The sequence below is a fragment of the Endoryza foliicola genome (assembly GCF_050589245.1).
In the GTDB taxonomy this organism is placed as follows: domain Bacteria; phylum Bacteroidota; class Bacteroidia; order Chitinophagales; family Chitinophagaceae; genus Endoryza; species Endoryza foliicola.
The window spans coordinates 215,165-228,747 of record NZ_JBOBEW010000005.1 but is presented as its reverse complement, the minus strand read 5'-3'; the positions used below and the strand labels follow the sequence as shown (position 1 = coordinate 228,747).

Annotated in this window: 13 protein-coding genes; 3 read left to right on the top strand and 10 right to left on the bottom strand. The window is 40.9% G+C overall.

The genetic code is table 11. From position 1 onward, the window contains the following. Positions 1 to 127: 127 nt before the first annotated feature. The 6 genes from ACQ2HE_RS13245 to rpsO form a co-directional block, all read right to left on the bottom strand. Positions 128 to 559 carry a hypothetical protein gene (locus ACQ2HE_RS13245; RefSeq protein ID WP_430896095.1) on the bottom strand — a complete coding sequence of 144 codons (432 nt, stop codon included), beginning with the start codon at positions 557 to 559 and terminating at the stop codon, positions 128 to 130. A 147-nt stretch (positions 560 to 706) separates the two neighbouring features. Beyond that, positions 707 to 1,525, bottom strand: a complete 819-nt coding sequence (locus tag ACQ2HE_RS13240; protein ID WP_430896097.1) for a M48 family metallopeptidase — start codon at positions 1,523 to 1,525, stop codon at positions 707 to 709. 111 nt (positions 1,526 to 1,636) lie between these two features. After that, on the bottom strand, positions 1,637 to 2,287 hold the full coding sequence (gene plsY / locus ACQ2HE_RS13235; protein ID WP_430896099.1) for a glycerol-3-phosphate 1-O-acyltransferase PlsY: 651 nt from the start codon (positions 2,285 to 2,287) through the stop codon (positions 1,637 to 1,639). Positions 2,288 to 2,354: 67 nt separating this feature from the next. Next, positions 2,355 to 3,179, bottom strand: a complete 825-nt coding sequence (gene prmA, locus ACQ2HE_RS13230) for a 50S ribosomal protein L11 methyltransferase (RefSeq protein WP_430896101.1) — start codon at positions 3,177 to 3,179, stop codon at positions 2,355 to 2,357. A 129-nt stretch (positions 3,180 to 3,308) separates the two neighbouring features. Beyond that, positions 3,309 to 5,483 (bottom strand): polyribonucleotide nucleotidyltransferase, encoded by a 2,175-nt coding sequence (gene pnp / locus ACQ2HE_RS13225; RefSeq protein ID WP_430896103.1) that lies wholly within the window; start codon positions 5,481 to 5,483, stop codon positions 3,309 to 3,311. A gap of 163 nt (positions 5,484 to 5,646) precedes the next feature. After that, complete coding sequence (gene rpsO / locus ACQ2HE_RS13220; RefSeq protein ID WP_430896105.1) at positions 5,647 to 5,919, bottom strand: 30S ribosomal protein S15; 273 nt, start codon at positions 5,917 to 5,919, stop codon at positions 5,647 to 5,649. A gap of 219 nt (positions 5,920 to 6,138) precedes the next feature. On the opposite strand from rpsO, the gene ACQ2HE_RS13215 reads away from it, so the two are divergent. Next, positions 6,139 to 7,227: a glycosyltransferase gene (locus ACQ2HE_RS13215; RefSeq protein ID WP_430896107.1), complete on the top strand. Its 1,089-nt coding sequence runs from the start codon at positions 6,139 to 6,141 to the stop codon at positions 7,225 to 7,227. 3 nt (positions 7,228 to 7,230) lie between these two features. Then, positions 7,231 to 8,349 carry a glycosyltransferase gene (locus ACQ2HE_RS13210; RefSeq protein ID WP_430896109.1) on the top strand — a complete coding sequence of 373 codons (1,119 nt, stop codon included), beginning with the start codon at positions 7,231 to 7,233 and terminating at the stop codon, positions 8,347 to 8,349. Here ACQ2HE_RS13210 and ACQ2HE_RS13205 read toward each other — a convergent pair. From ACQ2HE_RS13205 to ACQ2HE_RS13195, 3 genes are read right to left on the bottom strand one after another with little or no spacing between them, the layout of a single operon-like run. Further along, positions 8,336 to 9,022 (bottom strand): cell division ATP-binding protein FtsE, encoded by a 687-nt coding sequence (locus tag ACQ2HE_RS13205; protein WP_430896111.1) that lies wholly within the window; start codon positions 9,020 to 9,022, stop codon positions 8,336 to 8,338. The two genes, ACQ2HE_RS13210 and ACQ2HE_RS13205, sit on opposite strands and share 14 nt — an antisense overlap. 54 nt (positions 9,023 to 9,076) lie before the next feature. Further along, positions 9,077 to 10,036 (bottom strand): sodium-dependent bicarbonate transport family permease, encoded by a 960-nt coding sequence (locus ACQ2HE_RS13200; RefSeq protein WP_430896113.1) that lies wholly within the window; start codon positions 10,034 to 10,036, stop codon positions 9,077 to 9,079. Beyond that, the gene (locus ACQ2HE_RS13195) at positions 10,029 to 10,985 is read right to left on the bottom strand and encodes an L-threonylcarbamoyladenylate synthase (protein ID WP_430896115.1); all 957 of its coding nucleotides are present in this window, start codon (positions 10,983 to 10,985) and stop codon (positions 10,029 to 10,031) included. Before ACQ2HE_RS13195 ends, ACQ2HE_RS13200 begins: the two co-directional genes overlap by 8 nt. 165 nt (positions 10,986 to 11,150) lie before the next feature. On the opposite strand from ACQ2HE_RS13195, the gene ACQ2HE_RS13190 reads away from it, so the two are divergent. Continuing rightward, entirely contained in the window at positions 11,151 to 12,092 is a 942-nt protein-coding gene (locus tag ACQ2HE_RS13190; protein ID WP_430896117.1) for a LysR family transcriptional regulator, read from the top strand. Positions 12,093 to 12,148: 56 nt separating this feature from the next. On the opposite strand, the gene ACQ2HE_RS13185 is transcribed toward ACQ2HE_RS13190, so the two are convergent. Beyond that, positions 12,149 to 13,582 (bottom strand): TolC family protein, encoded by a 1,434-nt coding sequence (locus ACQ2HE_RS13185; protein WP_430896119.1) that lies wholly within the window; start codon positions 13,580 to 13,582, stop codon positions 12,149 to 12,151. Position 13,583 lies beyond the last annotated feature (1 nt).

Genomic DNA, 13,583 nt, shown 5'->3' with positions numbered 1-13,583 from the left:
AGGAAACGAGGAACGAGGAAACGAGGAAGCGAGGAAATACAGACGACCCTGTAGGGGTCGAACATCAGTAGGGAAAATTAAAAAGGCTGTCTGAAACAGACAGCCTTCAAATCAGTTTGGCGAATCGTTATGCCATTTCAACAGCAGCTTTGGCTTTTGGTTGAGCCTTTAATGCTTGTTTCTTTGTGTATCGAATGGCTGTCCACACATGATCCAAATTCAATTCTTCACCACCCTCGAAACCGGCGTCGCAAACGCAACTAAAGCTACATTCTTTGTGCAAATCGGTTACAATTTTAGAGCTAGACTTGGGAATAGCGATCCAAAAACGAGCTTGCTGGTGCAAAGCAGGTAACACATCTCTCATAATTCCTTTCAATTGAGTTCCGTTCAGTGCGAACACTAACGCGAAATCAATTTTACGAGACTTGAGTAAAGGGGTTACATTCTTTGAAAATGAAATTTTAGCAAACTGCTTTTCGATGGAGGAAGGAAGTCCCTGAATTAGGACATTTTTCTCATCACGCAACTCCAACTTTTCGAGAAGATTTTGAGACATGCGAGCAATTTTTGTTGAATGCCTTAGGTTAATACTTAACGGGCGACAAAAATACAAAAAAGCTCCGGCTTTACCTACTATTCGTTAAAATATTCTGAAAATCAACGAGAGAGAAGCTGCTATTTTTATTAAAATTAGAAATCGTTCTTACTTCTTAGACGAATTTGCGGAATTGTAATACTTTAAGGCTTCCGGCATGTATTTCTTCAATTGTTCTATTCTAGTTCCTTCAGAGGGGTGCGTGCTTAGAAACTCTGGCGGCTTTTGGCCGGCACTGGCTTTCTCCATTCTTTCCCATAAAGCGATGGCTTCCTGAGGGTTATAACCGGCCATTGCAGCATACATTAGCCCTAATCGATCGGCCTCTAATTCATGCTTTCTAGAGAATGGTAGGGTTCCCAATAGAGTTGAGCCTACTCCAAAAGCGTTTAAGAAAAGGTTCTGAGCTTCAGGGGTCTTATTGGCAACGGCTACTTGAACTGCAATTCCTCCGGCTTGCTGAACGGTAGCTTGACTCATACGTTCATTTCCGTGTTTGGCTAAAGCATGCGCAATTTCGTGCCCCATTACTGCGGCCAACGCGGCTTCATTTTGAGTGATGGGTAATAATCCTGAATACACTACAATTTTTCCGCCAGGCATACACCATGCATTTACCTCTTTAGAGTCAACCAGGTTGTATTCCCATTTATACCCTTCTAGTTCTTTTCCAAGACCTTGATCTGTATAGTATTTTGTAATGGCAGTTGCAATTTTACTTCCAACTCGGCGCACCATTTCTGCATCTTTGCTGGTAGTAGTTGCAATTACTTTATTGGTAGTTAGAAACTGTTTGTATTGATCCGAAGCCATGCTTTGAATATCGGCTTCATTGAAAAAAGCCATTTGCTTTCTGCCGGTAATGGCATTTCGAGAACAAGCTGCGGCTAGGATGATAAAGGCGAAGGCGATGATCCGATTTCTCATAGTCAACTTTTGAAATAGTTAATTCAATTCTTGTACCAGTGTATTTCAATGGTGCAAAAATACTGACTATAAGGAACTTTTAACCAATTATTTGAGGGGGAACTTTCGGTATTAGACCTTGCGGCGTTCTTTGCGGCGATCGCGGTATTTGAGAATGGGAACTTTACTTTCACATCCTTTCAAAAGGCGGCCAATATTTTTCTGATGGGTGAGAATCACTAGCAAGGCAACTGCGATTGCAAAAACGCGGTAAGCATGATTGTCGAAGTTGAAGACTACTACAATAAATATTGGGAAAGCGATGCTTGCTAAAATTGAACTGAGTGAAACGAAACGAGTTAAATACAACACCAATAGAAAGACTCCTACACTGCACATGGCCGACCAAGGAGAAATACCCAATACCAACCCAAAAAGTGTAGCTACTCCTTTGCCGCCTCTAAAGTCGGCCCATATTGGAAAGATATGACCTACCACAGCGGCCAATCCCAAACCAATTTGAAACCCGGTTCTGGCCGTTTCATTGTCAACATAAAAAGGAACGAGATAAGCTAATTTAACTGCGACGAGGCCTTTGAGCATATCAATAATCATCACGAATGTGCCCCAACGAGAGCCCATTACACGAAATGAATTGGTGGCACCGGCATTTCCACTGCCATATTCGCGGATATCAATCCCGAAAACCAGTTTGCTAACCCAAACTGCTGTGGGCACAGAGCCGATCAAGTAAGCGGCTACGATCAGTAGAACTTCTTTCACGTTTAAATTGGTTGTAGTGGTAATTACAAATTTAATGAAAATTTGCGGAAAAAAGAGCAGTTAATTGTTAGCCCTTAGGATTCACACAAACGATTGATATCCACCCTTCTCTTTCCTTTAATCCTCTGATTACCAAACCGCTATGCATGGCCTTTTCTTCTATAGCCTCTCTATCGCCTTTCAACAATCCGCTCATGATTAGAACGCCGTCTTGCTTTAAATGTTGCTTAAGGGATTCCATAGAGGCAAGTAAGACGTTTTTATTAATGTTTGCCAAGATCATATCGAAGGGTTCCGCAAATGCTACACTGTCTTTTCTTTCCAAGTCAATCCCTTGAATGTTGTTAAGTTCAAAGTTTTCGGCTGCGTTCAGGATACTCCATTCGTCGTTATCAATTGCCTTAATTTCTTTTGCGCCTTGCAGCGATGCCAAAATAGCCAACACACCCGTGCCGGTTCCAAAATCCAAAACTGTTTTCCCGGATGCCTGTAGTTCCGACATCCACTGGATCATCATATAAGTGGTAGCGTGATGGCCGGTACCAAAACTCATTTTGGGTGTAATAACAATTTCATATGTTAAGTCTGGGATCGGCTCATGAAAGCTTGCCCGAATGGCACAAAATTGATCCACTACAACAGGGTGAAATTGCGACTCCCAAGATTGATTCCAGTTTTGGGGTGGTAAAACCTCCACCGAATAATTGAGACTCATATCTGTCGACAATTCTTTCAATTCTTCTTCTTGGAAACCGGACTCCCGTATGTAGGCATTCAGATAATTATGCCCTTCTTCAAATCCTTCAAAACCTAATAGATCCATCCGGGCCACAAGAATGTCTTTTTGTTCTGCCCTCACTGCTTCAAAATGAATTCTGATATGTGCTTCCATTGTTGCTTCTTAATTGTCTATAATCTACTAAAATGAAATTCGTTGATTTTAAGTGGATCACCAAAACGGTTGTTAAATAAAAAGGCTGCCATAGAACTGGCAGCCTTTGAAATATGTATCCGATTGGAATTAGGCTTGATCATTGGCCGGTCCTTCTGACTCTCTTGGAGGACGAGCCGGTTGACCTTCAGGCTTTGGCATCAACACTTTGCGGCTGAGCTTAAATTTACCTGTTTTATGATCCAATCCAATCAATTTTACTTTTACCACATCACCTTCCTTCAACACACCTTCCATTGATTCAAGGCGCTTCCAGCTAATTTCACTAATGTGCAACAAACCTTGTTTACCAGGAAGGAATTCTACGAAGGCACCGAATTCTTTGATTCCTTTCACTTTCGCTTCGTAAACAGAACCTACTTCAGGAACAGCTACAATGCCTTTGATCCATGAAACCGCTTTATCCAATCCTTCTTTCGCAGGAGAGAATACGCTTACTTCACCTTGATTACCTACTTCTTCAATATTGATAGTAGTTCCGGTTTCGCGTTGAATTTCTTGAATGATCTTTCCTTGTGGTCCGATTACAGCACCAATGAATTCTTTGTCGATGAAGAGTTTGATCATTCTTGGCGCATGAGCTTTCACTTCTTCGCGAGCTGCGCCAATGGTATTGTACATCGCATCAAGGATGTGCAAACGACCCACACGAGCTTGAGCAAGTGCTTCGCGCATGGTATCCATACTCAATCCGTCGATTTTGATGTCCATTTGAACACCGCAGATACCTTCACGAGTGCCGGTAACTTTGAAGTCCATATCTCCCAAATGATCTTCATCACCCAAGATATCAGTTAAGATGGCGTATTTGTTGTCGCTGCTACGAGTAATCAATCCCATTGCTACACCACTAACGTGCTTTGGAATGGGCACACCAGCATCCATAAGCGCCAATGAACCGGCACATACGGTTGCCATTGAAGAGGAACCGTTAGATTCAAGAATATCACTCACAACACGAACGGTGTAAGGATATTCGTTACCCGGCATCATCTGCTTCAAAGAGCGCATCGCCAAGTTACCGTGACCAACTTCTCTTCTACCGGGTCCTCTGTTCGGCTTAATTTCGCCGGTAGAGAAGGCAGGGAAGTTATAGTGTAAAATGAATTTAGAATAATCTGACTGAGCTGCGCTTTCAATAAGCAATTCATCGAGCGGAGTACCGAGTGTAACGGTAGTCAATGATTGGGTTTCACCGCGGGTAAACAATGCAGCTCCGTGTGGAGAAGGAAGGATGTCAACTTCCATTGCTAAAGGACGAACCTGATCTAACTTACGACCATCCAAACGCGTACGATCGTCGAGGATCATGTTACGAACTTCTTCCCATTTCAGGTCTTCGTAGTACTTCTTAGCTAATTTCTTTGTTGTATCGTCAGCATCTTCGCCGAGGCTAGCAATCAATTCAACCTTTAATTGATCGAAAGCATCGCTGCGTTCATTTTTAGAAGAAGCTGCGCGAGCAATTTGCATTACTTTCTCTTTTGCAAATGCATATACTTTTTCTTGAAGTTCAGCATTTGTTACTGGTTTGGTATAGTCACGCTTAGCGGAAATACCTACCAATGAACGCAATTCTTCCTGCGCTTTAATTTGAATGCGAATAGCGTCGTGAGCTACTTCGAGGGCTTTGATCAAATCTTCTTCAGAAGCTTCTTTCGACTCACCTTCCACCATCATCAAGTTCTTTTCAGTAGCTCCGATGATGAAGTCCATGTCAGCCTTTGCCAATTCAGAGCGGCTTGGGTTTACAACATAGTTTCCTTCAATACGTGCTACACGTACTTCGGAGATGATTTCTTTAATGGGAATATCAGACACTGCGAGTGCAGCAGAAGCTGCCAAACATGCCAACGCATCAGGCATAACTTCTTTATCAGAAGAAATGAGGGTGATGATCACTTGTACATCGCAGAAATAATCTTCAGGGAATAAAGGGCGCAAAGCGCGGTCAACCAAGCGGCTTACCAATACTTCATAATCGCTCAGTTTTCCTTCACGTTTGAAAAACGATCCGGGGATACGACCTGCAGAAGCAAACTTCTCCATGTAGTCAACAGACAAAGGGAAGAAATCTTGACCTTCTTTAGGTTCTTTGTTAGCTACTACAGTAGCCAACATTACGCTGTTGCCTTGGCGAACAGTAACGGCACCGTGTGCCTGACGGGCTAGTTTGCCCGTTTCAATGGTGATCTCACGACCGCCACCAATATCGAACGTTACACTTTTGGGTTGTGTTAACATAAGCTTGAATTGTTTGGGTTAGAATAACTCTAAAAAGGTAGGAAGAGATACCCGTACCCGGGTTAATAATTGAATTTTTAAGGGAAAAATCAGGGATAATATTAAACGACAATTCCCAACTAAAATATAGTTGGGAAAAGCGTTTGGATATTTTGAATATACATTATTTTCTTAGACCTAATTTTTCAATCAAAGCACGGTAACCTTGAAGGTTGTGCTTGCTCAAGTAAGTCAATAAGCGTTTGCGCTGACCTACCAATTTCATCAAACCACGGTGAGTACCGAAGTCTTTCTTGTTCTGCTGCAAGTGAGCAGAAATTCCGTTAATACGCTCTGTTAACAAAGCAATCTGACCCTCAATAGAGCCTGTGTTGGTAGCTTTACCACCATAGTTAGCGAAAATCTCAGATACTTTCTCTTTAGTTAAATAAGACATCTCAATTTTTTTTAAAAAACATCCAAATTTTTATTCTTCTTAAATCGGCGGCAAAACTAGGCTTTTTTTTAGATTTTATATTGAAAATTGCGATTTTTTTTCGACTTTAGAGCGCTTTGCAATTGAAGTTCAAGTATTTAGAATTTGAGGCAACGCTCAGTTTTTTTCCACATTTCGACCTAATTCAATGAAATTCAGAAATTTACAATCATTAACTAAATGAGTACAAGAATTGTATTTACGGTTACCAATGATTGCAATTTCGACCAACGCATGATCCGGATTGCCGGAACTTTGCAAAAAGCAGGCTTTGAAGTGCTCCTGATTGGCCGTTCTTTTGCCAACTCTCCTGCCCTCTTGCCTCAACCCTTCCGGCAAAAAAGAATAACCTGCCGCATCAGAACCGGGAAGTGGGCATATTTCGAATTCAACCTTAAACTGTTTTTTGTACTTCTTTTTACCAAGGTTGATATTATTGGTGCGATTGATTTAGATACGATCTTGCCTTGTTATGTTGCTTCAGCCCTCAAAGGCACCAAGCGGGTGTACGATGCGCACGAACTATTTTGCGAAATGAAAGAGGTGGTGAGTAGACCTTCCATTTATGCGATATGGAAACGAATTGAACGATTCAGTGTTCCAAAATTTAAAAAAGGCTACACGGTCAATCAATACATCGCTCGCTCTTTTCATGAAATGTATGGATCTAATTATGAGGTCATTCGTAATCTGCCGGTTTTGAAAGAAGATCAAATGCCCTCCCCTTCCCCAGAGCCTTTCCTGCTATATCAGGGAGCCGTGAATGAAGGACGATGTTTTGAAACCTTGATTCCTGCAATGAAAGAAGTGAACATGCCTTTACATATTTACGGCGATGGCAATTATTTAGAACAAGCAAAGGCGCTGGTAATAAAAGAAGGTTTAGAGCATAAAGTGATTTTTAAAGGGAAACGCTTACCGGAAGAATTACGTATCATCACTCCCACTGCCTATGCAGGCATAACCTTATTCGATAAAGACTCGAAAAGTAACTATTGGAGCTTGGCGAACCGCTTTTTTGATTACATCCATGCGGAGATTCCGCAGCTATGTGTTGACTATCCAGTTTATCGTGAAATAAACAATTCTAGTAATATTGCTGTTCTTATTGGAAATCCTGATAAAGAATCAATTGCAGCAGCTTTGAATGAACTGATTCAGAATACAGAATTGTACCGTTCATTGAAAAGCGCCACAATTGAAGCAAAGCAGCAGTATAATTGGCAAGAAGAAGAGAAAAGATTAGTTCAGTTCTATCAAACCCTATAAACCTTGAGTAAAGAAATTCACATCATTAGCTTCGACGTTCCCTATCCTGCAGATTATGGCGGGGTGATTGACGTGTTTTATAAAATCAAAGCACTGCATGAAATGGGAGTGAAAATTCATTTGCATTGCTTTACTAAAGGAAGAATTGAACAACCTGAATTAGAGAAATATTGCAGTTCTGTTCATTACTATTCAAGAGGCACAGGTCATAAAGGCATATCGTTTCAATGGCCTTATATTGTTGCATCCAGAATTAATGAAAGCCTGAACACGCGGCTACTTCAAGACGATTTTCCAATCTTAATTGAAGGCATACATTGTTCGTATCCTGTATTTGATCCTCGATTTGAGGGAAGAAAAATTGTAGTTAGGTTGCACAATTTCGAACATGAATATTATGATAGCCTCTACAAATCAAGCAGCCATTTGCTTAAAAAAATCTACTACCAATTCGAAAAAAGGCTGTTGCTTAAGTACGAGCAAAAATTGGCAAAAATGGCTACCATTCTTGCTTTATCCAAAACAGACGCTGCAACGTATCGAACAAAACTAGGAGCCAAAAACATTCACTATGTGCCAGTTTTTAGTCCTTTCAATAAAGTAAACAGCCAAACAGGCATTGGTTCTTACTGTTTATACCATGGGAATTTAGGTGTTGCGGAAAATGAGAAAGCTGCAGAATGGTTGTTGAAGGAAGTATTCAATGATATCAAAATTCCGTTTGTGGTAGCAGGAAAGAATCCACCCTCTTCTTTAGAAAGTTTAGCACATAAGCAAACTCATACATGCTTGGTATCAAATCCGGGTGAAACTGAAATGCAAGATTTGATACAGAAAGCACAGCTATGCATCATTCCAAGTTTCAATAAAACGGGAATCAAGTTAAAGTTGATCAATACGCTGTCCCAGTCGCGCCATTGTATCACCAATGCAGCCGGTGTTGAAGGCAGCGGATTGGAATCGGCATGTCATTTGGGATCCAATGCAGCAGCTATGAAGAGTTTGGTTATGCAGCTTTACTATCAACCATTTGAGGAAGAAGAAATAAAGCTTCGTCAACATTTATTGGAGGCAGAATTTAACCCCAAACAGTTGGCTCAGCAAGTGATTAGGTGGTTATAGAAGCATTGTCCAATACCTTCCCCTTTTCCGTTCTCAGCATTCTAGCTGGGTATTTATTGATCACCATGTAATCGTGAGTAGCCATGATAATGGTAGTGCCGTAATCTTTACAGATATGAAACAGGAGGTTCATGATTTCATCGGATGTTTCCGGATCGAGGTTACCTGTAGGCTCATCTGCCAATATTAAACGAGGAGAATTTAAGAGTGCTCGGGCAATGTCGATACGTTGTTGTTCTCCCCCACTCAACTCAAAAGGCATTTTGAAACCTTTTGATTTCAAACCCACTTTATCTAACACATCGGCAATTTTTTCAGCAATCAACTTTTCATCTTTCCAACCGGTGGCTTTCAATACGAATCGAAGGTTTTCATTCACATTACGATCGGTCAGCAATTGAAAATCTTGAAACACCACTCCCAAGTTTCTTCTTAAGAAAGGTACTTTTTTCCAGTCCATATCTCTTAAGTTAAACCCCACCACCGATCCTTCGCCTTCTTTTAGAGGTATATCACCGTACAAGGTTTTCAACAAGCTCGACTTACCTGTACCGGTTTTACCAACGAGGTAAACAAATTCCCCTTTGGTAACGGTAAGATTTACATCTGATAAAATAAGTGTAGCGCTTTGATATATATTGACGTGCTTGAGATCGATGATTTTTTCTTCCATAATAGGCTATTGTTAAACGAAATTACATAAAATCATCGAAGAGAAACGTGAAAATCAACTTTGTATGATGTATAAATACAAGGGCATTCCAAAAGTTATGTTAAAGGGAAAAGTAATGGCGAGAGTCATCGGCAAGAGTAATCCCGGGTTGGCTTCGGGTACTACAATTCTCATGGCAGCGGGCACAGCAATATAAGAAGCACTTGCGGCTAGCACTGCAAAGATGAACCGATCGCCGGGAATGGCAGTTATCCAATGACTAGCAAAGGCAACCAATGACCCATTTACCAATGGCATCAACAGTGCAAAAAAGAAAGCAAACCATCCATTCTTATAAAACTCAGGCAGTTTTCGCCCACTGGCAATTCCCATATCGAGTAGAAAGATCGCAAGAAATCCTTTAAAGATATCTGTGGTAAAAGGTTTGATCCCTTGTGCTTGCGTATCACTGGCAATCCAACCAATACAAAGACTACCAACAATCAACAACACGCTGCCGTTGGTGAACGCGTGCTTCATGGTTACTTTAAAGAGCCCGGTTCTGTTTCGCTCCTTGTCAAAGAAATGAATCAATAATACCCCTACTACTATCGCCGGTGCTTCCATCAAAGCCATCACAGCCACCATGTGACCTCCGAATTTCAAATTCATGGTATCTAAAAAAGCAACCGCAGTCACAAAAGTCACAGCGCTCACTGATCCATATGCTGCGGCAACGGCACCGGCATTGGCTATAGAAAACCGCTTTTTTAAAATAAAGAACGCATACAAGGGAATAACAATAGCTATGATTATTCCAAATACAATTCCCCAGAGCACTGTTGTATCGAGATGGCTATGCGCTAATTCCTGACCTCCCTTAAATCCAATGGAAAACAGCAGGTACATGGAAATGAACTTGGAAGTACTCTCAGGGATTTCTAAATCGCTTTTCAGTTGAACTGCAATAATACCTAACAAAAAAAAGAGCAGCGCAGGATTGGATAAGTTTTCGATCAATAATTGACTATTCATAAAGGTTGTTTATTGCTGCTTTTCGGAGTCGTTCATTCAAAGCCTTCCCGATGCCTTGGTCGGGGAAGGACTCTATTAAAATCACAGAAGCATCCATTGAATCTGCTTCAGACATGGCGCTGTATAGATTAGACGCGGCTTCCTCTAATTTTTTCTCTTCTGACAATTGGATGGTCTTATATTGCCGAAAATCGGAATGTTTACCAAACAAAATCAATACGGTACTTTCAGATGGAAATTTTTTAATTGCTTCCTTTATCGACCTTACCATTCTTAACGGTGTATTTGGGGCATAGTGCTTTTTATAATTTCCCGGATGATGCACCGAGTAATCGTTTTGAATGATTGGATATTTTGCTAAATGTTGTGCAGTTATAGCACCTTCTCTTAAAATTTGCAGGTTATTTTCATTCACCTTAATGATGGTAGATTCGATGCCAATGCTGCATTTGCCGCCGTCCAAAACATAAGGAATTTTACCGTCGAAGTAATCTTTCACCTGAATTGCCGTGGTTGGACTAATGCGGGTAAATGGGTTGGCACTGGGAGCCACTAGAGGCGCTCCCACTTTTTGAATCAGTGAAAGCGCCATCTCAGCAGCCGGCATGCGAACCGCAAGGCTGGACGATCCTGCAGTGGCATATGTTGAAATTCGATCCGACTTGGATAAGATAATGGTTAATGGTCCGGGCCAAAACTCGTCGACCAAGTCTTTAGCTAGTTGAAAAGGTTTATCTGAAACCCATTCCAAATCCGATTTGTTGGCTACATGAACAATGAGTGGATTGGAAAATGGACGATTTTTCGTTTGGTATACTTTCTTTATGGCCTCATCTAAAGCAACTGAAGCCGCTAAACCGTATACTGTTTCGGTAGGCATTCCTACCAATTCTCCTGCACGCAAGAACGCGGCGGCAATATCAATGTCGGTACCTACGGTTGTTGTCATTTTTTAAAAAAGCTTGCCTTTTACGGCAAGCCTCTCTCTTACGTGATCAATCTTAACTTTGAAAACAGATGGTTGCTACTCCATCGCCTTAACGGGTGCAAAATTTGAAATTTATTTTCATATATTTACATTAATATATATAATACATTACATAAACTTAAATAAATGAATTATACCATACATCAATTGCTTCTTTTCAAAACTGTTGCTGAAACCTTGAGCATCACAAAAGCTGCAGAGCGGTTGTTTTTAACCCAGCCTGCGGTATCCTTGCAATTGAAGAAATTTCAAGATCAGTTTGATCAGCCCTTAACTGAAGTGGTGGGTAGACAATTGTATTTAACGCCATTTGGAAAAGAAGTGGCACAGGTGGCAAACAATGTATTGATGGAGGTAGAAGAATTAGAAGTAAGAAAACGCAGAAAAACTGGAAGTTTGGTAGGAACCATTCGTGTGTCAGTGGTGAGTACCGGAAAATACATCATGCCCTATTTATTAAGTGACTTCATCAATCAATATCCGGAAGTTGGATTGCAATTAGATGCCACCAATAAAGGCGCCGTAATAGAAAGCTTAGAAAAAAACGAGGTTGATTTTAGTTTGGTATCCATTCTACCGTCGCATTTACAAATTGAAAAAGAGCCGCTGCTTCCTAATAAACTTTATTTAGTTGGCAGAAGTGATTCTCATTTGAGAAACAAGATGAACGATAAAAAAGTCTTTAATACTATTCCTTTGATCTTTCGGGAAGAAGGTTCCGGAACGCGTCAAACTATGGAAAGCTATTTAAAGAAAAACGAACTGCACATTCATCCAAAATTAGAACTGAGCTCGAACGAAGCGATTAAACAAGCAATTATTGCAGGTTTGGGCTATTCTGTTTTACCAATTATTGGCATCAAAAATGAACTGCAGAGAAACGAATTGACCATTATACCTGTGCGAGGCTTCCCCTTAGTAAGTACTTGGCACATGATCTGGTTGAAGAATAAGAAATTTGGGCCGGCTGCTGCGGCATTTTTAAAACACATACAAACCAACAAGTCTACAATTATTGATCACTATTTTAATTGGTATAAAGAGCGTGAACAAAAAGGAAGCCACTGAAAAGTGGCTTCCCGGTACTAAAAGTATTCGCTAAAATACAAATTGACCTTCTTAGGTTATCTCCAGCCGCCTCCAAGCGCCTGATAAATATTAACCATTGCATTCATTTGCTTTTTCTTGGTTTCAATGAGTTCGAAACGAGCATCCAACGCTTCTCGTTGTGTGAGCAATACTTCCATATAGTCGGCACGAGCTGATTTAAAGAGGTTGTTCGAAATGGTAACCGATTGATTCAACATTTCCACTTCTTTGCCTTTTTTATCAAAGGTCTGCTCCAAGTTTTGTATCATCGACAATTGGTTCATTACTTCCATGTAGGCTGTTCGAATAGAACGTTCGTAATTAAAAACAGCCTGTGTTTGTTTTGCATTGGAATTATAATACTCCGCTTTAATTGCATTTTTGTTTACAAGTGGGCCGGCCATATCTGCCGCTAAACCGAATAGAATGGATTCGGGAGTACTGAATAGAAATCGAGGACTGAAGGCTTGATATCCGAGGGCTGCTGTAATTCCCAATGAAGGGTAGAATTTTGCTTTCGCCACTTGAACATCAATTTTTGCCGCAGCCAATTCATTTTCTGCTTTCTTAATATCAGGGCGATTCGATAATAATTGAGAAGGCAAGCCTGCATGAATCGCTTGAACGCTCATGGTTTCGAAATCACTCGTGGTTCTCACGATCGATTGAGGGAATCGACCTAATAAGAAATTGATCCTATTTTCTGTTTCTGTAATCTGCTGTTGGATTCCATAAAGCATGGCCTGGGTATGGAGCACTTGAGCTTCAAATCGGCGTACAGCTAATTCCGTAACGTGAGCCGACTCTTTCTCCAGTCGAACAATTCTCAATACATTGTTTTGCAATTCAATGTTATTTTTAAGAATCTCCAATTGCTTGTCGAGAGCCAACAATTCATAATAGGAGTTAGCAATTTCTGCAACAAGTTGAGTTACCATGAAATTCCTTCCTTCGATGCTGGCCAAGTAGCGAGAAACAGCGGCTTTTCGTGCGTTTCTGAGCTTGTGCCAAATATCAACTTCCCAAGTGGCTACTGCTCCAATTTTAAAATCTGGCAAAGGATCCGGCATTTCCTTTCCGGGTTTAATTTCGGTAGTGGCGTCGTTAGCGCCTTTGCTGGTGTAGCGTCCCACTTTCTCTACCGCAGCACCTCCACCTGCATTAACAAAGGGCAGGTACTCCCCTTTTCTGGCTTGAATCTCATTTTTTGAAATTTCGATTTCTTGCAATACGATATTTAGTTCCTGATTATTCTTAAGTGCCGTGTCAATTAAGGCTGCAAGAAAAGGATCATTAAAATAATCTTTCCATGAAAGAGCACCTGAATTGGCGCTATCGGAAGATCCGGCAAAGGCAGCCGGAGTTCCGTTGCTCTCGGTCTTTTGATTCAATACCGGTGTTTTACAGGCATGTATACCTGCTACCAGTAACATCAAAAGAATTGATCTATTTATTTTACTCAATAACATG

Bases quoted from the DNA above. Each gene is read 5' to 3' on its own strand.
- ACQ2HE_RS13190 (WP_430896117.1), top strand. From the start codon at position 11,151: ATGAATTATACCATACATCAATTGCTTCTTTTCAAAACTGTTGCTGAA.
- pnp (WP_430896103.1), bottom strand. From the start codon at position 5,483: ATGTTAACACAACCCAAAAGTGTAACGTTCGATATTGGTGGCGGTCGT.
- ACQ2HE_RS13215 (WP_430896107.1), top strand. From the start codon at position 6,139: ATGAGTACAAGAATTGTATTTACGGTTACCAATGATTGCAATTTCGAC.
- ACQ2HE_RS13200 (WP_430896113.1), bottom strand. From the start codon at position 10,036: ATGAATAGTCAATTATTGATCGAAAACTTATCCAATCCTGCGCTGCTC.
- ACQ2HE_RS13185 (WP_430896119.1), bottom strand. From the start codon at position 13,582: ATGTTATTGAGTAAAATAAATAGATCAATTCTTTTGATGTTACTGGTA.
- ACQ2HE_RS13240 (WP_430896097.1), bottom strand. From the start codon at position 1,525: ATGAGAAATCGGATCATCGCCTTCGCCTTTATCATCCTAGCCGCAGCT.
- ACQ2HE_RS13245 (WP_430896095.1), bottom strand. From the start codon at position 559: ATGTCTCAAAATCTTCTCGAAAAGTTGGAGTTGCGTGATGAGAAAAAT.
- prmA (WP_430896101.1), bottom strand. From the start codon at position 3,179: ATGGAAGCACATATCAGAATTCATTTTGAAGCAGTGAGGGCAGAACAA.
- ACQ2HE_RS13205 (WP_430896111.1), bottom strand. From the start codon at position 9,022: ATGGAAGAAAAAATCATCGATCTCAAGCACGTCAATATATATCAAAGC.
- ACQ2HE_RS13195 (WP_430896115.1), bottom strand. From the start codon at position 10,985: ATGACAACAACCGTAGGTACCGACATTGATATTGCCGCCGCGTTCTTG.
- rpsO (WP_430896105.1), bottom strand. From the start codon at position 5,919: ATGTCTTATTTAACTAAAGAGAAAGTATCTGAGATTTTCGCTAACTAT.